Genomic DNA, 20560 nt, shown 5'->3' with positions numbered 1-20560 from the left:
GCTACTCGAGCCTCACTCCTTGGTGAGCTCGTGCGTTCCGCCGCTCATGGCGTACTCCTCCTCGGGGGAGAGCACGAGCTGCTTGCGGTAGTGCAGACCGAAGCCGAGCAGGATCAGCGCGTAGACGATGATGATCGCCACGATGGCCGCCTGGAAGGCCGGGTTGATGAGCAGACCGACGAAGACCAGAGCGGCGATCGCTGCGGCGCTGTAGGCGCCGAACGTGCCCCACGGGCTCTTGTACGGGCGGTTCACGTCGGGGAACTTCCGGCGCAGGATGAGGAACGACACCATCTGCAGGAAGTACGCGACGACCGCGCCCCACACCGCGATGTTGAGGATGATCGCTCCGGCCACCGCGCCGAGGCCCTCCGGGTCGGCCCGACCGAGCAGGTCGAGCACGACGATCGCGACGAAGCCGACGACCGCTCCCACGGTGAGCGCGACCCACGGGGTCTTGTTCTTGCCGGTGAGCGACAGGAACTTCGGGTAGTAGCCGGCCCGCGACAGGGAGTACATGTTGCGCCCGTAGGCGAACATGATGCCGTGCAGCGAGGCCAGCAGGCCGATGAGCGCGAAGATCGCGAGCAGAGCCGCGAGCTCGTCGCCGACGATGGCCCGGAAGCCGTCGAGCAGCGGTTCGAGCGAGACGCCCGTCGCCTCGGCTCCGAGCACGCCCGTGTTGAGGAAGAGCACGAGCACACCGGTGACGATGAGCGTTCCGCGGGCGATCACGCCGGCCCGGGGGATGTCCTTCTCCGGCGTGTGCGACTCCTCCGCCGCGAGCGGCAACTCCTCGATGCCGAGGAAGAACCACATCGCGAACGGCAGGGCGAACAGGATGGCGAGCCAGCCCTCGGGCAGGAACGTCGACGATCCGGCGACGTCGGGGTTCGGCGCCATGTCCCACAGCTTGTCGAACGAGAACAGGCCCGAGGCGAGGGCCATGACCGAGAACACCAGGATGATGCCGATGGCGATGATCGAGACGATGATGGCGAAGCGGAACGAGATGTGCGCACCCGCGGCGTTGAGGGCGACGAACGCGACGTAGAGCACGATCCACCAGATCCACATGTTGCCCGATTCGGCGAGCGAGAAGTTCAGTAGCCCGCCCGTCACGCCGTCGAGGTACTGGGCGGAGAAGAACACGACGACGGCCGTGGTCGCGACGTACTCGATGGTCTCCGCGGCACCGGTGATGAGGCCTCCCCACGGTCCCATCGCCGATCGACCGAACGAGTACGCGCCGCCCGTGTGGGGCATGGCCGCCGACATCTCGCTGATCGAGAAGGTCAGGCCGTAGTTACATGACGACGAGCACGACGAAGGCGATGAGCATGCCGCCGAAGCCCGCGAAGTCGATGCCGAAGTTCCAGCCCGAGAAGTCGCCGGAGATGACCGCGGCGACGGCGAGGCCCCAGAGGCCCCAGACGCCTGCCGATCGGCGCAGCCCGCGCTTCTCGAAGTACGTGTCGTCGACGCTGGTGTACGTGACACCGCCCGTCGCTTTCGTTGTTTCCGCCATTCAGTCCTCCTGGGGGGTGGTGGGGATGGGTCGGCACGCGGGCTACGACGCCGCGTCGCGCCTTGGCACATGAGCATGGCCGCAAAGGTCTGGCTTGTCCACCATTAGAAACGAAAAGGTCAGTCGTTTTCGCAATGCACCCCGGGCCGCTGTGGTACTAATGGTCGACACTCGAGCCAAGGGAGGCCCCATGTCTGCAGCGCCGTCGACGGTCCGCTCCGGAAACCTGACGATCGCCGAGCTCGAGCAGCTCATCGATGCGGGTGAGATCGACACCGTCATCGTCGCCTTCGCCGACATGCAGGGCCGCCTCGTCGGCAAGCGCGTCTCGGCCCGGCTTTTCCGCGAGGAGGTCGCCGCGCACGGCGCCGAGTGCTGCAACTATCTGCTGGCCGTCGACGTCGAGATGAACACCGTCGCGGGCTACGCCCTCTCGTCGTGGGAGACCGGCTACGGCGACATGGTCATGCAGCCCGACCTCGGCACGCTGCGGCGCATCCCGTGGCTTCCGGGAACGGCGCTCGTCATCGCCGACCTGCTCCGCATGGACGGCGGCACGGTCGCTCCGAGCCCCCGGCAGATCCTTCAGCAGCAGATCGATCGCCTCGCCGCGCACGGGCTCGTGCCCTACGTCGGCACCGAGCTCGAGTTCATCGTCTTCGACGAGAGCTACCGGCAGGCCTGGGCGAAGGGCTACGACAACCTGACGCCGGCGAGCGACTACAACATCGACTACGCCCTGCTCGCCTCCAGCCGCATGGAGCCGCTGCTGCGCGACATCCGCAACGGCATGGACGGTGCTGGCATGTACTGCGAGGGCGTGAAGGGCGAGTGCAACTTCGGGCAGCAGGAGATCGCCTTCCGCTACGCGCACGCCCTCGCGACGTGCGACAACCACGTCATCTACAAGAACGGCGCGAAAGAGATCGCCGACGCCCATGGCAAGGCGCTGACCTTCATGGCGAAGTTCAACGAGCGCGAGGGCAACAGCTGCCACATCCACTTGAGCGTGCGCGGCACCGACGGCTCGGCCGTGATGGCCGGCGAGGGCCCGCACGGCTTCTCGCCGCTCATGGAGCACTGGCTCGCCGGCCAGCTCGCCGCCATGCGCGAGCTCAGCCTGTTCTTCGCCCCGACCATCAACTCGTACAAGCGCTACGTGCCGGGCAGCTTCGCCCCCACGGGCATCGCCTGGGGTGTCGACAACCGCACGTGCGCGCTGCGCGTGGTCGGGCAAGGCCACAGCCTGCGCATCGAGAACCGCGTGCCCGGCGGCGACGTCAACCCCTACCTCGCGACGGCGGCGATCATCGCGGCAGGCCTGCACGGCATCGAGAACAAGCTCACCCTGCCCGACATCTTCGAGGGCAACGCCTACGCGGCCGATCTGCCGCGCGTGCCCTCGACGCTGCGCGACGCGACCGAGCTGTTCGCGGGCTCCGAGCTCGCGCGCGCGGCGTTCGGCGACGAGGTCATGGCCCACTACCTCAACATGGCCGCCGTCGAGCTGTCGGCCTTCGACGCCGCGATCACCGATTGGGAGCGCATCCGTGGCTTCGAGCGTTTCTGAGCCGACGGGCGCCGCGCCCCGCCCCGTCATCGGGCTGACCACCTATCTCGAGCAGGCGACGAGCGGGGTGTGGGATGTCCCCGCCGCGTTCCTGCCGAAGGTCTACTTCGACGCCGTCGCGCGCGGGGGCGGCCTCGCCGTGCTGATCCCCCCGCAACCGATCGACGCCGCCGGTGCCGATGCGATCCTCGACGGGCTCGACGGTCTCATCATCACGGGCGGCAAGGACGTCGATTCGCGTCGGTACGGGCAGCAGCCCCACCCGACCAACGACGAGCCGCGACTCGACCGCGACGCGCTCGAAGACGCGCTGCTCGAGCGCGCCATCGCGCGCGACATGCCCTTCCTCGGCATCTGCCGCGGGCTCCAGGTGCTCAACACGATGCTCGGCGGCAGCCTCATCCAGCATCTGCCCGACGCGATCGGGTCGACGCGCTACAACGCGGGCGGGGGCGTGTTCACCCCCAACCCGGCGATCACGGTGCCCGGCACCCGCGCCGCCGCCCTTCTCGGCGAGCGCGTGACGGTGCAGAGCTACCACCATCAGGCGATCGACGAGGTCGCCGACGGCCTCACCGTGAGCGCGCGCGGCGACGACGGGGTCATCCAGGCCGTCGATGTCGACGCGCTCACCTTCGGGGTCGCCGTGCAGTGGCACCCGGAGGAGGACGCGGCGGAGGATGCCCGCCTGTTCGCCGCGCTCGTCGAGGCGGCGGCCGCGTACCGCGACAACCGGAAGGCCCGCGCATGAGCGAGACCACCCTCGTCAACCCTGCCGACGAGACCGTCATCGGCACCGTGCGGCACACGACCCTCGAGGAGGTCGACGCCGCTGTCGACCGCGCGGTCGTCGCCCAGCGCGCGTGGGCCGCGCTCGCGCCGGTCGACCGGGCCCGCGCGCTGCGTCGTTTCGCCGCGACCGTCGACGCGCACATCGAGGAGCTCGCGCAGCTCGAGGTGCGCAACTCGGGCCACCCGATCGGCGCCGCCCGCTGGGAGGCGGGCAACGTGCGCGACGTGCTCGACTACTACAGCGGCGCGCCCGAACGGCTCATCGGCCAGCAGATCCCCGTCGCGGGCGGGCTCGACGTCACCTTCCACGAGCCGCTCGGCGTGGTCGGAGTCATCGTGCCCTGGAACTTCCCCATGCCGATCGCCGGCTGGGGCTTCGCGCCCGCCCTCGCTGCGGGCAACGCCGTGCTGCTCAAGCCCGCCGACTGGACGCCGCTCACGGCGATCCGCCTCGGCGAGCTCGCGCTCGAGTCGGGCCTGCCCGAGCACCTCTTCCAGGTGCTGCCGGGCCGCGGCTCCGTCGTCGGCGACCGCTTCGTCACGCACGAGAAGGTGCGCAAGGTCGTCTTCACCGGGTCGACCGAGGTCGGCAAGCACGTCATGGCCGGATGCGCGGCGCAGGTGAAGCCCGTCACGCTCGAGCTCGGCGGCAAGAGCGCGAACATCGTCTTCGCCGACGCCGATCTCGAGGCAGCGGCATCCGGAGCCCCCGGTTCGGTCTTCGACAACGCGGGGCAGGACTGCTGCGCGCGCTCGCGCCTGCTCGTGCAGCGCAGCGTGCTCGACCGCTTCCTCGAGCTGCTCGAGCCGGCCGTGCGGGGGTTCCGCGTCGGCGACCCGAACGATGAGGCGACCGAGATGGGGCCGCTCGTCTCGAAGGGCCACTTCGAGAACGTCGCCGCCTTCCTCGACGGGAGCGTGCCCGTCGCGTTCACGGGCACGGCCCCCGACGGCCCCGGCTACTGGATGGCGCCGACCGTGCTGCTGCCCACCCGCACCGACCGCGTCGCGACGGAGGAGATCTTCGGCCCCGTCGTCTCGGTGCTGCCCTTCGACGACGAGGCCGACGCGATCGCGCTCGCGAACGACTCGATCTTCGGTCTGTCGGGCTCGATCTGGACGCGCGACCTCGGTCGCGGCATCCGCGTCGCCCGCGGGGTCGAGAGCGGCGCGCTGAGCGTCAACTCGCACTCCTCCGTGCGGTACGCGGCCCCCTTCGGCGGGTTCAAGCAGAGCGGACTCGGGCGCGAGCTCGGTCCGGATGCTCCGCTCGCCTTCACCGAGACCAAGAACGTCTTCTTCTCCCACAGCTAAGGAGCTCGCCATGACCATCACCCCCATCGACCTGACGCAGCGCCTGAAGGGCAAGGTCGCCGTCATCACGGGCGGCGCCAGCGGCATCGGTCTGGCCACCGCGCGCCGCTTCGCCGCCGAGGGCGCGACCGTCGTCATCGGCGACATGAACCCCGAATCGGGCGAGGCCGCCGCGGCCGAGGTCGGCGGCCTGTTCGTGAAGGTCAATGTGACCGACGAGGCCGAGGTCAACAACCTCTTCGACACGGCGCAGTCCACCTACGGCTCGCTCGACATCGCCTTCAACAACGCCGGCATCTCGCCGCCCGACGACGACTCGATCGAGACCACCGAGCTGCCCGCGTGGGACAAGGTGCAGGAGGTCAACCTCAAGAGCGTCTACCTGTGCTCGCGCGCCGCGCTGCGCCACATGGTCGCCCAGCAGTCGGGCTCGATCATCAACACCGCCAGCTTCGTCGCCGTCATGGGCAGCGCGACGAGCCAGATCTCGTACACCGCGAGCAAGGGCGGCGTGCTCGCCATGACCCGCGAGCTCGGCGTGCAGTTCGCCCGGCAGGGCATCCGCGTGAACGCCCTGTGCCCCGGCCCCGTCAACACGCCCCTGCTGCAGGAGCTCTTCGCGAAAGACCCCGAGCGCGCCCAGCGGCGGCTCGTGCACATTCCGAAGGGCCGCTTCGCCGAGGCGGAAGAGCTAGCGGCGGCGGTCGCCTTCCTCGCGAGCGACGACGCCTCCTTCATCACCGCCTCGACGTTCCTCGTCGACGGTGGCATCAGCGGCGCCTACGTGACGCCGCTGTAGGGTCGCGAGCATGGCGGGCGGTGACGAGGCGGCAGAGCGCGGAGTCGAGCCCGCGGGCAGCGTCGAGCCGCTCGAATCGCTCGCGCACGAGGCGCTGTCGCGCCCGGTGCGCGGCGGCAACGCGTTCGAGGAGACGCTCGCGCGGCTGCTGCAGCTCATCCGGCTCGGCCTCGTCGCGCCGGGCGACGCCCTCGCCCCCGAGCGCGAGCTCGCGGCGCGCTTCGAGGTGAGCCGCGACACCGTGCGCGAGGCCATCCGCTCGCTCGCCGACGCCGGCTACCTCGAGTCGCGCCGCGGTCGCTACGGGGGCACGTTCGTCTGCGATCCGCTGCCCGTCACGGGCGGCGACCCCGCGCCGTCGGTGACTCCCGCCGAGCTCGACGACATCCTCACCCTCCGCGCCGTGCTCGAAGTGGGGGCCGCGCGCGCCGCGGCCGCCCGCACGCTCACGGCGTCCGAGCGGGAGTCGCTCGGCGCGCGGCTGCACGAGCTCGCCGCCGCCGACCCCGCCGACTACCGCCGGCTCGACTCGAGGCTGCACCTGACGATCGCCGAGCTCTCGGGCAGCCCGAGCCTCGTCTCGCTCGTCGCCGAGAACCGCATGAGCGTGAACCGGCTGCTCGACCGCATCCCCCTGCTCGCGCCCAACATCGCGCACTCCGACCAGCAGCACGAGCAGATCGTCTGGGCCGTGCTCATGGGCGACCCCGACCGTGCCGCGACCGCGATGACGGAGCACCTCGAGGGCTCGCAGTCGCTGCTGCGGGCGTTCCTCAGCTAGACGTCGGAGGTGTCGCGTCCGGGCGTCCGGTCGTGCCGCTCGCCGTCCGGGTGCCCGCGGTGTGCTGGCGGGCGAATGCGAGAGTCTCCCGCAGCCACGCGAGACGGCGCTCGTCATCGGTGCCGCACGCGCGCGAGTTGATCTCGGCGACGATCGACCCGTCGAATCCGCTCGCCGCGAGCAGCGCGAGTACCTCGGCGACCGGCTGGGCGCCGCGCCCCGGAACGAGGTGCTCGTCGAACAGCTTCGTGTTCGGCTCGACGCTCGAGCCGTCGCACAGGTGCACATGCCGCAACCGGTCGCCCCAGCGCTGCGCGAGGTCGAGCGCGCTCACCCCGGCGAGGGCGGCGTGCGAGAAGTCGAGGGTCAGGGCCGAGATGTCGAGCACACCCGGATCCCAGTGCGGCGCGTAGGGGTGCCGGTCGCGCCCGCGCACGGTGAGCGGGAACATGTTCTCGGCCGCGATCGTGATGCCCGACGAGGCCTGCAGCTCGCGCACCGTCTCGACGAAGGCGGCCGCGCTGCGGCGCTGCCAGCGGTAGGGCGGGTGCACGACGACCGTGGTCGCTCCCACGTCGCGCGCGAGAGCCAGGCTGCGCTCGAGCTTGACGCGCGGGTTGCGGCCGAACACGAAGGTGCTGAAGAACAGCACGGGGGCGTGGATGCTGAGCACGGGCATCCCGAACCGCTCGCTCAGCGCGCCGATGACGCGGGGGTCGTGCGTGTCGCGGTCGCTCGTCACCATGATCTCGACCCCGTCGAAGCCGGCCTCGGCGGCCAATCGGAAGGCGTCGTGCAGGCGCCGCGGCAGCACGCTCGTGGTGCCCATGCCGATGCTGATCACGTCGTCACTGTACGACGACGCCCCACGCGCGGGCCGCAGGCCCGGGTGAACGCCGCATGACGATCGGTCGAATCGTCGACCCTCTGCGGGTCGCCCCCGCGGGAGGGGCTCGGAGCCTCGGCTGATACCGTGGAACGAGCCGGACAGCCCCGCACCGAACGATTCCCCCGGATCGCACTACCGGAGACGAGCGAGCGACATGACCGACACCATCCGCCACGACTTCGTCGTGGTCTCGAACCGACTGCCCGTCGACCGCGTGATCGACGCGGACGGCGTCGAGCGTTGGCAGCGCTCGCCGGGCGGCCTCGTGACGGCGCTCGAGCCCGTCATGCGCGCCTCGCGCGGGGCGTGGGTCGGCTGGGCCGGCCAGCCCGATCTGACCATCGAGCCCTTCGTCTCCGACGACGCGACCCTCGTTCCGGTGCCGCTGAGCCCGCTCGAGATCGAGCAGTACTACGAGGGCTTCAGCAACGACACCCTGTGGCCGCTGTATCACGACGTCATCGCGCCCCCGAGCTTCCACCGCGAGTGGTGGGAGGCCTACGTCGAGGTCAACCAGCGATTCGCCGACGCGAGCGCTCGCGTCGCCGCGCCCGGCGCGACCGTCTGGGTGCAGGACTACCAGCTGCAGCTCGTGCCGCGCATGCTGCGCGAGCAGCGGCCCGACCTCACGATCGGCTTCTTCAACCACATCCCCTTCCCGCCGTACGGCATCTACGCACAGCTGCCGTGGCGGCGCCAGGTGATCGAGGGCCTGCTGGGCGCCGACGTCATCGGGTTCCAGCGGGTCGCCGATGCGGGCAACTTCTCGCGCGCCGTGCGCCGGTTGTTCGGCTACGCGACGCGCACCCCCGAGATCCACGTCCCCGACGGGCTCGGCGGCCACCGCTCCGTCATCGCCAAGGCCTTCCCGATCTCGATCGACGTCGAGAGCTTCGAGCAGATCGCCCGCCGGCCCGAGGTGCAGGCGCGCGCGCAGCAGATCCGCGACGATCTCGGCAACCCCTCGACGATCCTGCTGGGGGTCGACCGCCTCGACTACACGAAGGGCATCCGGCATCGCCTGAAGGCGTTCGGCGAGCTGCTGCGCGACGGCGCGCTCTCGGTGGGGGATGCCGTGCTCGTGCAGGTCGCGAGCCCGAGCCGCGAGCGCGTCGCGGCCTACATGCAGCTGCGCGATGAGATCGAGCTCACGGTGGGGCGCCTCAACGGCACGTACGCCACCATCAGCCACAGCGCCGTCGCCTACCTGCATCACGGGTATCCGCGGGAGGAGATGGTGGCGCTCTACCTCGCCGCCGATGTCATGCTCGTCACCGCCCTGCGCGACGGCATGAACCTCGTGGCGAAGGAATACGTGGCCTGCCAGCTCGATGAAGACGGCGTGCTCGTGCTGAGCGAGTTCGCCGGTGCCGCCGACGAGCTGAAGAACGCCCTGCTCGTCAACCCGCACGACATCGACGGGCTGAAGGCGGCGATGGTCGCTGCCGTGCGGATGCCGCAGCGCGAGCGCACGACCCGCATGCGCGCCCTGCGGCGCCGCGTGCGCGAGAACGATGTGGCGCGCTGGTCGAGCACCTTCCTCGACACGCTGCGGCACGCGAACCACCACTCCGATGCTCGCTGACGCCGCGCTCGATGCGGCCCTGCTCGCCGCCCTCGACGCGTTCGCGAGGCGCGAGCGCGTGCTCGTCGCCCTCGACTTCGACGGCACGCTCGCGCCCGAGGTCGACGACCCCGGGCAGGCGCGGGCCCTGCTCGAGGCTCAGAGCGCCCTGCTCAGACTGCGCGCCCTGCCCGGCACGATCGTCGCCCTCGTGTCGGGCCGCGCGCTCGAGAGCCTCGCGGCGGTGGGCGGGTTGCCCGACGATGCTCCGCTGATCGGCTCGCACGGGCTCGAGGTGCGTTTCACCGCGGGGGATGCCCGCCCGGCCGTCGACGCCGCCGACCGCGAGCGCGTGCGCGCCCTGCGATCGCGGCTCGAGCCGCTCGTGGGCGCGACCGCGGGGGCGTGGATCGAGGATAAGCCGGCGGGTTTCGCGGTGCATACCCGCCTCGTCGACGCGACCGCGGCATCCGCCCTCGTCGAGGCTGTTCGCGGGGAGGCGCATGCCGCCGACCCGGAACTCACGGTGCGCGACGGCAAGAACGTCGTCGAGTTCGCTGTGCGCGACGCGACGAAGGGCGACGGCCTGCGCGCCCTCCGGGCGCGGTTCGCCCCCGACGCCGTGCTGTTCGCGGGCGATGACGTGACCGACGAAGACGCCCTCGCCGTGCTCGAGCCGGGCGATCTGGGCATCAAGGTGGGCCCGCCGCCCACCGCGGCCGCGCATCGCGTGGCGGGCCCGGCCGAGGTGGCGGCGCTGCTGCACCGGCTCGCCGACGTTCGGGATGCTCTCGGCTCACGCCCGGTAGACTGAGGGCATCCGGCGATCGCGCCGTGACGCCCTGCCCCCTTGCCGAACCGCCGACACCGAGGGAGGACGCATGCTCATCGTCCTGATGGTGTTCGGCGCGGCCGCGATCGCCGTGCTTCCGCTCGCGCCACGGCTCGGGGCGCGCGTGTTCTGGGTCGCCGCGCTCGTGCCGCTCGGAGCCTTCGTGCACACGGCGCTGCAGGCGCCCGCCGTTCTGTCGCAGAACCCCGCGGTGGTGCCGGTCGAGCGGCTGACCTGGATCCCCCAGCTCGAGCTGACTCTCGATCTGCGCATGGACACCCTCTCGTGGGTGCTCGCCCTCGTCGTGACCGGCGTCGGAAGCCTCGTGCTGATCTACTGCGCGGCCTACTTCCGCGACGACGAGCCCGGGCTCGGGCGCTTCGCGACCGTGCTGCTGGCCTTCGCCGGCGCCATGTACGGCCTCGTGCTGGCCGACGACGTCTACCTGCTCTTCGTGCTGTGGGAGGCCACGAGCGTCTTCTCCTACCTGCTCATCGGCCACTACACGCACCGCAGGGCCAGCCGCGGCGCCGCGCTGCAGGCCCTCATCACGACGACGCTCGGCGGCCTCGTCATGCTCGTGGGCCTCGTGCTGCTGGCCGTGCAGGCGGGCACGTCGAACCTCACGGCGATCTTGGCCGAGCTCCCGGCGGGGCCGCTCACGACGACCGCGATCATGCTCGTGCTGGTCGGCGCGCTGTCGAAGTCGGCGATCGTGCCGCTGCACTTCTGGCTGCCCGGCGCGATGGCCGCGCCCACCCCGGTGAGCGCCTACCTGCATGCCGCGGCCATGGTGAAGGCGGGCATCTACCTGATCTTGCGGCTCGCCCCCGCGGGCGTCGACGTGCCGGGATGGCGCGAGGTGCTCGTGGTGCTCGGTCTCGCGACGCTGCTGCTCGGCGGCTGGGCGGCGCTCAAGCAGACCGATCTCAAGCTGCTGCTCGCCTACGGCACCGTCAGCCAGCTCGGCCTGCTCGTCGTCGTCGCCGGTTTCGGCACGCGCGACACCGCGCTCGCCGCGCTCGCCCTCCTGCTCGCGCACGCACTGTTCAAGGCGGCGCTCTTCCTCGTCGTCGGCATCATCGACCACGAGGCGGGCACCCGCGATCTGCGCAAGCTTTCGGGCCTCGGCCGGCGCTCGCCGTGGCTCGCCGGCATCGCCGCCGTCGCGCTGGCCTCGATGGCGGGGGTGCCGCCCGTGATCGGCTTCGTCGCGAAAGAGACCGTGCTGTACTCGCTGCTCGCGGCGGCCACCGGGCAGACGGGCGAGGCGCCGCTCGACGCCGCGGCTCAGGGGTGGGCGACCGTCGCACTCGTCGGCGTGGTGGTGGGGTCGGCGCTCACCGTCGCGTACAGCATCCGGTTCTTCTGGGGGGCCTTCGCCCGCAAGCCCGGCGTCGACGACGTCACCGCGCTCGCGACCGTGAGCCGCCGGTTCCTGCTCGCGCCCGCCGTGCTCGCCGTCACGAGCCTCGCCCTCGGGCCGCTCGCGAGCCTCGTCGATGCCGGCATCGCCGGGTACCCCGCGCTCTTCCCGTATCCGGGTGAGGGGGCCTACCACCTCGCCCTGTGGCACGGGCTCACTCCCGAGCTCGGCCTCTCGGTGCTCGCGATCGGCCTGGGCGCCGCGCTCTTCGCGGCCCGCGCCCCGGTCGCCCGCCTGCAGGCCCGGCTCGCCCGCGACTACACGGCATCCGACGCCTATTGGGACTCGGTCGGGGCGGTCGACCGCCTGGCCGTGCGCGTCACGAGCCTCACCCAGCGCGGCTCGCTGCCGTTCTACCTCGGGGTGATCCTCGTCGTCTTCATCGCGGTGACCGCGACGGGCCTGCTGCTCGGAGACACCTGGCCGGCCGCGCTGCGCCTCTGGGACCACCCCGCGCAGCTCGCGATCGGTGCCGTCATGATCATCGCCGCCATCGCGGCGACCCAGGCGCAGAAGCGCTTCGCCGCGCTCGTCATCGTCGGGGTCACGGGCTTCGGGATGTCGGCGCTGTTCGCCCTCCAGGGCGCCCCCGACCTCGCCCTCACCCAGGTCCTCGTCGAAGTGGTCACCCTCATCGCCTTCGTGCTCGTGCTGCGACGGCTCCCGGCCCGCCTCGGCGACAAGCACGGCAGCACCCACCGCCTGCTGCGCGCCGGCATCGGCATCGGCGTGGGCCTCGTCATGGCGCTCGTCGCCGTGATCGTCGCCGGCGCGCGCATCGAGCAGCCCATCTCGCTCGCCTGGCCGCAGCTGGCCTACGAGATCGGGCACGGCCGCAACATCGTCAACGTCGCCCTCGTCGACCTGCGTGGGTGGGACACCATGGGCGAGCTCGCCGTCGTCATCGCCGCGGCCACGGGCGTCGCGAGCCTGCTGTTCCTGCGCAGCCGCGGAGACGCACCGCCCCGCATCGGCCGAGCGACGGTCAAGCGGCGCATCTCGGCCCGCCTCGACCGCGTGCGCGAGCAGGGTGAGCAGGGCGAGCTGCGCAACGCCTGGATCCTCGCCGGCCCGACGCTCGACCCACGGCACCGGTCGATCCTTCTCGAGGTGGTCGTGCGGCTCACCTTCCACGCGATCATCGTCATCTCGCTCTACCTGCTGTTCGCCGGCCACAACCTGCCGGGCGGGGGCTTCGTCGGCGGGCTCGTCGCCGGGCTCGCCCTCGTCGCCCGCTATCTCGCCGGGGGGCGCTACGAGCTGAGCGCCGCTCTGCCGCTCGGGGCGGGCGCCGTGCTCGGCACGGGCCTCATCATCGCCGCGGGCACCGCCCTCGTGCCGGTGCTCCTCGGCGCCCCGCCGCTCACCTCGGCCTACTGGGAGGGCGAGGTGTGGCTGCTCGGCGAGATCGAGTTCGTCACCTCGACGATCTTCGACATCGGCGTCTACCTCGTGGTCGTCGGGCTCGTGCTCGACGTGCTGCGCAGCCTCGGCGGTGAGGTCGACCGCCAGGGCGGCGATGAGCTCGCGCCCGCCGGGCGCTCCGGCGCCGCATCCGGCTCTCTCATCACGGAGCCCACGGCACCCACAGGAGGTGCCCGATGACCGTCTCCCTCGTGCTCGTCGTCGTGATGGCCGCGCTCATCGCGTGCGGCGTCTACCTGCTGCTCGAACGCAGCCTCACCCGCGTCGTGCTCGGGTTCCTGCTCATCGGCAACGGCGTGAACCTGCTCATCCTCATCATGGGCGGCCCGTCGGGCTTCGCGCCCATCTACGACGAGAGCCTCGACCCTGGCGAGTACAACGACCCGCTGCCGCAAGCGCTCATCCTCACCGCGATCGTCATCACCTTCGCCGTCTCCGCCTTCCTGCTCGCGCTCATATACCGGTCGTGGCGCCTCGCGAACGCCGATGATGTCTCCGACGACGCCGACGACGTGGCGCTGCGGTCGGGAACCCTCACCATGCCGATCGAAGAGGTCTCGCCCGACGAGGGCGACACCGACTTCCCGGTGGAGGTCAGCCGATGATGGCCGCGCTCGTCGCTCTCGTCGTGCTCGTGCCGCTGCTCGCGGCCGCGCTCACCCTGGTGCTCGGGCGCCGCGCGCGGCCGCAGCGCATCGTCGCGGCCCTCGCCCTCGTGGTCGTGCTCGGCATGAGCATCGCCCTGCTCATCGGGGTCGATGCGGGAGACGCGATCGTCGTCGAGGCGGGCAACTGGCCGGCGCCGTTCGGCATCGTGCTCGTGGTCGACCGGCTCTCGGCGCTCATGCTCGTCGTGTCGTCGCTCGTGCTGCTCGCCGTGCTCATCTTCTCCATCGGTCAGGGTCTCGCCGACGGAGACGACGAGACTCCCGTCTCGATCTACTACCCGACCTACCTGATCCTCACCACGGGGGTCATGGTCGCTTTCGTCGCGGGCGACCTGTTCAACCTCTACGTGGGCTTCGAGATCCTGCTCGTGGCGAGCTACGTGCTCATCACGCTCGGCGGCACGCAGGCGCGCATCCGTGCCGGTGTCACCTACGTCATCGTGAGCCTGCTGTCGTCGATCCTCTTCCTCGCCTCGATCGGCATGGTCTACGGCGCCCTCGGAACCGTGAACCTCGCGCAGGTCGCCGAGCGGGTGCAAGACCTCCCCGTCGACGTGCAGATCTTGCTGCACGTCATGCTGCTCGTCGCCTTCGGCATCAAGGCGGCCGTCTTCCCGCTCTCGTTCTGGCTGCCCGACAGCTACCCTTCGGCACCCGCCCCGGTCACCGCGGCCTTCGCCGGCCTGCTCACCAAGATCGGCGTCTACGCGATCATTCGCGTCGAGACCGTCATCTTCCCGACCCCCGAGCTCAACCCGGCGCTCATGGTGCTCGCGCTGCTGACCATGGTGGTCGGCGCGCTCGGTGCGGTCGCCCAAGCGGATATCAAGCGCATCCTGTCATTCACGCTCGTGAGCCACATCGGGTACATGATCCTCGGCGTCGCCCTCGGCACGGTGGCGGGCACGGCCGCGGCGATCTACTACATCGTGCATCACATCGTCGTGCAGACCACCCTCTTCCTCGCCGCGGGCCTCGTGGAGCGCGAGGCCGGCAGCACGTCGATCACCCGCATCGGCGGCCTGCTCGCGAGCGCACCGCTCGTCGCCGTGTTGTTCTTCATCCCCGCCCTCAACCTCGGCGGCATCCCGCCGTTCTCCGGGTTCATCGGCAAGCTGGGGCTCTTCCAGGCCACCGCGGCCCAAGGGGATGCCCTCGCCTACGTGCTGATCGGCGCCGGAGCCCTCGTCTCCCTCCTCACGCTCTACGCGCTCGTGCGCGTCTGGAACCTCGTGTTCTGGCGGCCCGCGGGCGATGTGGAGGGTGACGAGACCCGTCTGCTCCGCGCGGTCGAAGAGGCGCCCGACAGCGGCGACGCGCCCTCCGAGACCCGAACGACCCCCCGTCTGATGACGCTCAGCACCGCGGGCATGGTCGTCGTCGGTCTCGCCCTCACCGTGTTCGCCGGGCCGCTCTACGCGGTCGCCGATCGGGCGGCGCAGAACCTCGACGGAGCGGAGTCGTACATCGAGCTCGTGCTGCCGGGTGCGACCACCGGGGAGGGATCCCGATGAGCGACGCGACGACGCCGGTGCAGCGCACCCGCGTCACGGTGCGCCAGCAGCTTCCCCTCCTGGCGGCGCTCGTGCTGCTCTGGATGATGCTGTGGGGCTCCGTCACACCCCTGACGATACTCACGGGCATCATCGTGGCGCTCGCCGTCACGCGCGCCTTCTACCTCCCCGCCGTCGAGCTCTCGGGGCGCTTCAACCCGTTCTGGTTCGTCGTCTTCGTCGGGCGGGTGCTCGGGGAGATGGTGGTCGCGTCGTTCCAGGTGGCGCTTCTCGCCCTCGGGCCGCGCGCGCGCCACGGCAGCGCGCTCATCAAGGTCGACCTGACGACGCGCTCCGACTTCATCCTCACCGGCACCGCGCTCGCGGTCTCGCTCGTGCCGGGTTCGATCGTCGTCGAGGTCGACCGCGCGAGCACGGTGCTGTACGTGCACTCGCTGTCGGTGCGCACCGCGGCCGACGTCGAGAAGGCGCGCGCCCACGTGCTCGGGCTCGAGCGCGATCTGCTGCGGGCGTGGGGCTCGAAGGCCGAGTGGGAGGCGGTGCGCGCATGACCGTGCTGCACATCATCGCCGGAGCGATCGCGGCCGCGGCCGTGCTCCTCGTCCTCCTGCGTCTCATCACGGGGCCGACGCTCATCGATCGCCTCATCGCGAGCGACGTCATGCTCACCACCCTGATCCTCGTGATCGGCGCCGAGATGGTGATCTCGGGTCACACGCGCTCGATCCCGCTCATGGTCGTGCTCGCCGCCACGGCGATCCTCGGCAGCGTGGCCGTGGCGCGCTTCATCACGCGCGCGGGCGCCGATCAGAGCAGTGCGGTGGCGGGGGAGGACGACGATGCTCGACGCTGAGCCGTGGAACGGCATCCTCGACACCGTCGCGGCGGTGCTCCTCATCATCGCCGCGCTGCTGACGCTCGCGGCCGCGATCGGCCTGCACCGGTTCCCCGACCCGATCTCGCGGCTGCATGCGGCCACGAAGCCGCAGATCCTCGGGCTCATCCTCGTCGTCATCGCCCTCGCGCTCAGCGCGCGCAGCGGCACCGTGCTGCTGCTGCTCGTGCCGGTCGTCGTGTTCCAGCTGCTGACCGCGCCCATCTCCGCCCACATGGTGGGGCGCGCGGGCTACCGCAACGGCGACTACGACCCCGCCACGCTGCTCGTCGACGAGCTCGCGCCCGACGTCGACGCGGCGCGCGGCACCGAGCTGCCGGGCGGCTCGTGGGGCGACGAGCCGCGGGCGGGCGAGAGCGGCTCCTCGCCGTCGAAGCCCCCCGGCACCGGGTCGTAGACTCGACGTATGTCGAAGGCCGACCACAAGCCCCGTTCCCGCGTCGTCACCGACGGAATCGAAGCCACCACCTCGCGCGGCATGCTGCGTGCGGTCGGCATGGGCGATGACGACTGGGATAAGGCCCAGATCGGCATCGCGAGCTCGTGGAACGAGATCACCCCGTGCAACCTCTCGCTCGCGCGTCTGGCGCAGGCGGCCAAGGAGGGCGTGCACGCCGGCGGCGGGTATCCGCTGCAGTTCGGCACCGTGAGCGTGAGCGACGGCATCTCGATGGGCCACGAGGGCATGCACTTCTCGCTCGTGAGCCGCGAGGTCATCGCCGACTCGGTCGAGACCGTCATGCAGGCCGAGCGCCTCGACGGCTCGGTGCTGCTCGCGGGCTGCGACAAGTCGATCCCCGGCATGCTCATGGCCGCCGTGCGCCTCGACCTGGCGAGCGTGTTCCTCTACGCGGGCTCGATCGCGCCGGGCTGGGTCAAGCTCAGTGACGGCACCGAGAAGGAGATCACGATCATCGACAGCTTCGAGGCTGTCGGCGCCGTCAAGGCGGGCAAGATGTCGGCCGAAGACGCCCACCGCATCGAGTGCGCCTTCGCGCCCGGGGAGGGTGCCTGCGGCGGCATGTACACCGCCAACACGATGGCCTCCGTGGCCGAGGCGCTCGGCCTGAGCCTTCCGGGGTCGGCGAGCCCCGCATCCTATGATCGCCGCCGCGACATGTACGCGCACCGCAGCGGCGAGGCCGTCGTGAACCTGCTGAACTTGGGGCTCACGGCACGCGACATCGTCACGCGCGAGGCGCTCGAGAACGCCGTCACGGTCGCCATGGCGCTCGGCGGCTCGACCAACGTCGTGCTGCACCTGCTCGCGATCGCCAACGAGGCCGAGGTGCCGTTCACGCTGGAGGACTTCACCCGCATCGGCAACCGCGTGCCGCACATCGGCGACCTCAAGCCCTTCGGCCGCTACGTCATGAACGACGTCGACCGCCAGGGCGGCCTGCCCGTGCTGCTCAAGGCCCTGCTCGATGCGGGGCTGCTGCACGGCGACGTCATGACCGTCACCGGCAAGACGATGGCCGAGAACCTCGCCGAGCTGAACCCCGACCCGCTCGACGGCGACGTGCTGCGCACGCTCGACAACCCGATCCACGCCACGGGCGGCATCACGATCCTGCACGGGTCGATGGCGCCCGAGGGCGCGGTCGTCAAGACGGCGGGCTTCGATGCCGCCGTGTTCGAGGGCCCGGCCCGCGTGTTCGAGCGCGAGCGCGCCGCGATGGATGCCCTGACCGCCGGGGAGATCTCAGCGGGCGATGTCGTCGTCATCCGCTACGAGGGCCCCAAGGGCGGCCCGGGCATGCGCGAGATGCTCGCCGTGACCGCCGCCATCAAGGGCGCAGGGCTCGGGAAAGATGTATTACTCTTGACAGACGGTCGATTCTCAGGCGGCACAACCGGACTGTGCATCGGCCACGTAGCTCCCGAAGCGGTGGACGCTGGTCCCATCGCCTTCGTGCGCGATGGTGATCTGATCCGGGTTGATATCGCTGCTCGCTCCCTCGACCTACTGATCGACGCAGACGAGCTTGAGGCGCGCCGCACCGACTGGGCGCCCCTGCCTCCGCGTTACACCCGTGGCGTTCTCGCCAAGTACTCGAAGCTCGTGCGGTCTGCCGCGCAAGGAGCAGTCACGGGATAAGCGCGGTTCTCCCCGCTCTCGCACCACCGAATCCCAAGGAAGCGTCTAACGATGACCACGGAATCGACCCCCGTGCCGAGTCCTGCCGCCGCGCCCGGCGGCACCGCCCGAACGACCGAACCGCCCGTTCTCACCGGCTCGGGCGCCATCCTCGCCTCGCTCGAGCGGCTCGGTGTGACCGATGTCTTCGGCCTGCCCGGCGGCGCGATCATGCCCTTCTACGACGAGCTCATGTCGTCGACGGCGATCCGCCACATCCTCGTGCGCCACGAGCAGGGCGCCGGCCACGCGGCCGAGGGCTATGCGGCCGCGAGCGGCCGCCTCGGCGTCTGCATCGCCACGTCGGGCCCCGGCGCGACCAACCTCGTCACCGCGATCGCGGACGCCCACATGGACTCGGTGCCGCTGCTCGCCATCACCGGCCAGGTCTTCTCGACCTCGATGGGCACGGACGCCTTCCAGGAGGTCGACATCACGGGCATCACGATGCCGATCACCAAGCACTCCTTCCTCGTCACGAAGCCCGAAGACGTGCCCGGCGTGATCGCCGCGGCCGTGCACATCGCGACGACGGGCCGGCCCGGGCCCGTGCTCGTCGACGTCACGAAAGACGCGCAGCAGAAGTCGGCGCCGTTCATCTGGCCGCCCAAGATCGACCTGCCCGGCTACCGCCCGGTCACCAAGGCGCACGGCAAGCAGATCCAGGCCGCCGCGCAGCTGATCGTCGAGTCGCGCAAGCCCGTGCTCTACGTCGGCGGTGGCGTCGTGCGCTCGGGGGCGCACAAAGAACTGCTGGCCTTCGCCGAGAAGACCGGTGCGCCCGTCGTGACGACGCTCATGGCCCGCGGCGCGTTCCCCGACTCGCACCGGCAGAACCTCGGCATGCCCGGCATGCACGGCACCGTTCCCTCGGTGCTCGCGCTGCAGGAGAGCGACCTGCTCGTCGCCATCGGCTCGCGGTTCGATGACCGCGTGACGGGCAAGGTGAGCGAGTTCGCTCCCGGTGCGAAGGTCATCCACATCGACATCGACCCGGCGGAGATCGGCAAGATCCGCCACGCCGATGTTCCGATCGTGGGGGATGCCCGCGAGGTGCTGCTCGACCTGCTGCCCGCCTTCGAGGCCGCCGTCGCGCAGTCGGCACCCGACATCGTCGACTGGTGGAAGCGGCTCGAGACCCTGCGCTCGCAGTACCCGCTCGGCTACGTCGACGACCCCGACGACGGGCTGCTCGCCCCCCAGGCCGTGATCGAGGCGATCGGCAAGCTCTCGGGCCCCGAAGCCGTCTACGCCGCGGGCGTGGGTCAGCACCAGATGTGGGCCGCGCAGTTCATCAAGTACGAGCGCCCCGGCGCGTGGCTGAACTCCGGCGGCGCCGGCACGATGGGCTACGCCGTGCCCGCCGCCATGGGGGCCAAGGTCGCCCAGCCCGAGCGCCTGGTGTGGGCGATCGACGGCGACGGCTGCTTCCAGATGACCAATCAAGAGCTCGCGACCTGCACGATCAACAACATCCCGATCAAGGTCGCGATCATCAACAACTCGTCGCTCGGAATGGTGCGGCAGTGGCAGACCCTGTTCTACGACGGCCGCCACTCGTTCACCGACCTCGAGACCGGCTCGACGAGCGCCGGCGAGCAGACGCGCATGGTGCCCGACTTCGTGAAGATGGCCGACGCCTACGGCGCGCTGGGAATCCGCGTGACGAAGCCGGAAGAGGTCGAGCCGGCCATCCGCCTCGCCATGGAGACGAACGACCGCCCTGTCGTCATTGACTTCATCGTGAGCCGCGACGCCATGGTGTGGCCGATGGTGCCGCAGGGCGTCGGCAACTCCTCGGTTCAGTACGCCCGCGATCACGCCCCCGACTGGTACGAGGAGTAAGCCCATGACCTACCACGTGCTCTCGCTCCTCGTCGAGGACAAGCCCGGTCTGCTCACCCGTGTTGCGGGCCTGTTCGCCCGGCGCGGCTTCAACATCCGCTCGCTCGCGGTCGGCACGACCGAGGTCGAGGGGCTGTCGCGCATCACCGTCGTGGTCGAGGTCGAGGGCCTGCCCCTCGAGCAGATCACCAAGCAGCTCAACAAGCTCATCAACGTGCTCAAGATCGTCGAGCTCGACCCCTCGAGCTCGGTGCAGCGCGAGCACATGCTCGTCAAGGTGCGCGTCGACAACTCCACGCGCTCGCAGATCCTCGAGGCGGCGAACCTGTTCCGCGCCCGCGTCGTCGACGTCGCCACCGACTCGCTCGTCATCGAGGTGACGGGTGACACCGCCAAGGTCGAAGCGCTGCTGCGCGTGCTCGAGCCCTACGGCATCAAAGAGATCGCGCAGTCGGGCCTGCTCGCCATCGGCCGCGGCTCGAAGAGCATCAGCGAGCGCGTTCTCAAGAACTGACACCGCACCCCACCGCGAGTCCCCACCCCATCGAACTTCTGCACCCCATCGAACAAGGAGAACC

Annotated in this window: 17 protein-coding genes and 1 pseudogene; 16 read left to right on the top strand and 2 right to left on the bottom strand. The window is 70.6% G+C overall.

The window, feature by feature from the left end; genetic code table 11:
* Positions 1-12: 12 nt before the first annotated feature.
* Positions 13-1528, bottom strand: a pseudogene (locus ACTIE9_RS08345) (amino acid permease).
* Positions 1529-1718: 190 nt separating this feature from the next.
* Here ACTIE9_RS08345 and ACTIE9_RS08340 point away from each other — a divergent pair.
* Genes ACTIE9_RS08340 through ACTIE9_RS08320 form a run of 5 tightly spaced genes read left to right on the top strand, consistent with a single transcriptional unit; the run spans position 1719 to position 6784 of the window.
* Positions 1719-3098, top strand: coding sequence for a glutamine synthetase family protein (locus tag ACTIE9_RS08340; RefSeq protein WP_439565118.1), 1380 nt, complete (start codon positions 1719-1721; stop codon positions 3096-3098).
* Positions 3079-3849 (top strand): gamma-glutamyl-gamma-aminobutyrate hydrolase family protein, encoded by a 771-nt coding sequence (locus tag ACTIE9_RS08335; RefSeq protein ID WP_439565117.1) that lies wholly within the window; start codon positions 3079-3081, stop codon positions 3847-3849. The genes ACTIE9_RS08340 and ACTIE9_RS08335 overlap by 20 nt, the downstream gene beginning before the upstream one ends.
* Complete coding sequence (locus tag ACTIE9_RS08330) at positions 3846-5204, top strand: aldehyde dehydrogenase family protein (RefSeq protein WP_439565116.1); 1359 nt, start codon at positions 3846-3848, stop codon at positions 5202-5204. The genes ACTIE9_RS08335 and ACTIE9_RS08330 overlap by 4 nt, the downstream gene beginning before the upstream one ends.
* Positions 5205-5214: 10 nt before the next feature.
* A complete protein-coding gene (locus ACTIE9_RS08325; protein ID WP_439565115.1) occupies positions 5215-6003 on the top strand; it encodes a 3-oxoacyl-ACP reductase in 789 nt (262 codons plus the stop codon).
* Between the two features lie 10 nt (positions 6004-6013).
* Entirely contained in the window at positions 6014-6784 is a 771-nt protein-coding gene (locus tag ACTIE9_RS08320) for a FadR/GntR family transcriptional regulator (protein WP_439565114.1), read from the top strand.
* Here ACTIE9_RS08320 and ACTIE9_RS08315 read toward each other — a convergent pair.
* Positions 6777-7628, bottom strand: coding sequence for a sugar phosphate isomerase/epimerase family protein (locus ACTIE9_RS08315; RefSeq protein WP_439565113.1), 852 nt, complete (start codon positions 7626-7628; stop codon positions 6777-6779). The genes ACTIE9_RS08320 and ACTIE9_RS08315 overlap by 8 nt on opposite strands.
* Positions 7629-7827: 199 nt before the next feature.
* Here ACTIE9_RS08315 and otsA point away from each other — a divergent pair, with 199 nt between their 5' ends.
* The 11 genes from otsA (at position 7828) to ilvN (ending at position 20496) form a co-directional block, all read left to right on the top strand.
* The gene (otsA, locus tag ACTIE9_RS08310) at positions 7828-9258 is read left to right on the top strand and encodes an alpha,alpha-trehalose-phosphate synthase (UDP-forming) (protein WP_439565112.1); all 1431 of its coding nucleotides are present in this window, start codon (positions 7828-7830) and stop codon (positions 9256-9258) included.
* Positions 9248-10051 (top strand): trehalose-phosphatase, encoded by an 804-nt coding sequence (gene otsB, locus ACTIE9_RS08305; RefSeq protein ID WP_439565111.1) that lies wholly within the window; start codon positions 9248-9250, stop codon positions 10049-10051. Before otsA ends, otsB begins: the two co-directional genes overlap by 11 nt.
* A 67-nt stretch (positions 10052-10118) precedes the next feature.
* Positions 10119-13100, top strand: a complete 2982-nt coding sequence (locus ACTIE9_RS08300; protein ID WP_439565110.1) for a Na+/H+ antiporter subunit A — start codon at positions 10119-10121, stop codon at positions 13098-13100.
* Complete coding sequence (locus ACTIE9_RS08295) at positions 13097-13525, top strand: Na(+)/H(+) antiporter subunit C (RefSeq protein ID WP_439565109.1); 429 nt, start codon at positions 13097-13099, stop codon at positions 13523-13525. The genes ACTIE9_RS08300 and ACTIE9_RS08295 overlap by 4 nt, the downstream gene beginning before the upstream one ends.
* Complete coding sequence (locus tag ACTIE9_RS08290) at positions 13525-15102, top strand: Na+/H+ antiporter subunit D (protein ID WP_439565152.1); 1578 nt, start codon at positions 13525-13527, stop codon at positions 15100-15102. The genes ACTIE9_RS08295 and ACTIE9_RS08290 overlap by 1 nt, the downstream gene beginning before the upstream one ends.
* Positions 15099-15653, top strand: a complete 555-nt coding sequence (locus tag ACTIE9_RS08285; protein ID WP_439565108.1) for a Na+/H+ antiporter subunit E — start codon at positions 15099-15101, stop codon at positions 15651-15653. The genes ACTIE9_RS08290 and ACTIE9_RS08285 overlap by 4 nt, the downstream gene beginning before the upstream one ends.
* Positions 15650-15955, top strand: a complete 306-nt coding sequence (locus ACTIE9_RS08280; protein WP_439565107.1) for a monovalent cation/H+ antiporter complex subunit F — start codon at positions 15650-15652, stop codon at positions 15953-15955. The genes ACTIE9_RS08285 and ACTIE9_RS08280 overlap by 4 nt, the downstream gene beginning before the upstream one ends.
* Positions 15942-16394, top strand: a complete 453-nt coding sequence (gene mnhG, locus ACTIE9_RS08275; RefSeq protein WP_439565106.1) for a monovalent cation/H(+) antiporter subunit G — start codon at positions 15942-15944, stop codon at positions 16392-16394. The genes ACTIE9_RS08280 and mnhG overlap by 14 nt, the downstream gene beginning before the upstream one ends.
* Positions 16395-16403: 9 nt before the next feature.
* Entirely contained in the window at positions 16404-18098 is a 1695-nt protein-coding gene (ilvD, locus tag ACTIE9_RS08270; protein WP_439565105.1) for a dihydroxy-acid dehydratase, read from the top strand.
* Between the two features lie 51 nt (positions 18099-18149).
* Entirely contained in the window at positions 18150-19982 is a 1833-nt protein-coding gene (locus ACTIE9_RS08265; RefSeq protein ID WP_439565104.1) for an acetolactate synthase large subunit, read from the top strand.
* A gap of 4 nt (positions 19983-19986) precedes the next feature.
* Positions 19987-20496: an acetolactate synthase small subunit gene (ilvN, locus tag ACTIE9_RS08260; RefSeq protein ID WP_255158816.1), complete on the top strand. Its 510-nt coding sequence runs from the start codon at positions 19987-19989 to the stop codon at positions 20494-20496.
* Positions 20497-20560 lie beyond the last annotated feature (64 nt).

The sequence above is a fragment of the Microcella sp. genome (assembly GCF_051860105.1).
Classification (GTDB): Bacteria; Actinomycetota; Actinomycetes; order Actinomycetales; family Microbacteriaceae; genus Microcella.
This window is presented reverse-complemented; position numbering and strand designations above follow the sequence as displayed.

Excerpts from the sequence above, each read along its gene's own strand:
- ACTIE9_RS08340 (WP_439565118.1), top strand. The coding sequence starts at position 1,719 with ATGTCTGCAGCGCCGTCGACGGTCCGCTCCGGAAACCTGACGATCGCC.
- ACTIE9_RS08330 (WP_439565116.1), top strand. The coding sequence starts at position 3,846 with ATGAGCGAGACCACCCTCGTCAACCCTGCCGACGAGACCGTCATCGGC.
- ACTIE9_RS08325 (WP_439565115.1), top strand. The coding sequence starts at position 5,215 with ATGACCATCACCCCCATCGACCTGACGCAGCGCCTGAAGGGCAAGGTC.
- ACTIE9_RS08320 (WP_439565114.1), top strand. The coding sequence starts at position 6,014 with ATGGCGGGCGGTGACGAGGCGGCAGAGCGCGGAGTCGAGCCCGCGGGC.
- otsA (WP_439565112.1), top strand. The coding sequence starts at position 7,828 with ATGACCGACACCATCCGCCACGACTTCGTCGTGGTCTCGAACCGACTG.
- otsB (WP_439565111.1), top strand. The coding sequence starts at position 9,248 with ATGCTCGCTGACGCCGCGCTCGATGCGGCCCTGCTCGCCGCCCTCGAC.
- ACTIE9_RS08300 (WP_439565110.1), top strand. The coding sequence starts at position 10,119 with ATGCTCATCGTCCTGATGGTGTTCGGCGCGGCCGCGATCGCCGTGCTT.
- ACTIE9_RS08295 (WP_439565109.1), top strand. The coding sequence starts at position 13,097 with ATGACCGTCTCCCTCGTGCTCGTCGTCGTGATGGCCGCGCTCATCGCG.
- ACTIE9_RS08290 (WP_439565152.1), top strand. The coding sequence starts at position 13,525 with ATGGCCGCGCTCGTCGCTCTCGTCGTGCTCGTGCCGCTGCTCGCGGCC.
- ACTIE9_RS08285 (WP_439565108.1), top strand. The coding sequence starts at position 15,099 with ATGAGCGACGCGACGACGCCGGTGCAGCGCACCCGCGTCACGGTGCGC.
- ACTIE9_RS08280 (WP_439565107.1), top strand. The coding sequence starts at position 15,650 with ATGACCGTGCTGCACATCATCGCCGGAGCGATCGCGGCCGCGGCCGTG.
- mnhG (WP_439565106.1), top strand. The coding sequence starts at position 15,942 with ATGCTCGACGCTGAGCCGTGGAACGGCATCCTCGACACCGTCGCGGCG.
- ilvD (WP_439565105.1), top strand. The coding sequence starts at position 16,404 with ATGTCGAAGGCCGACCACAAGCCCCGTTCCCGCGTCGTCACCGACGGA.
- ACTIE9_RS08265 (WP_439565104.1), top strand. The coding sequence starts at position 18,150 with ATGACCACGGAATCGACCCCCGTGCCGAGTCCTGCCGCCGCGCCCGGC.
- ilvN (WP_255158816.1), top strand. The coding sequence starts at position 19,987 with ATGACCTACCACGTGCTCTCGCTCCTCGTCGAGGACAAGCCCGGTCTG.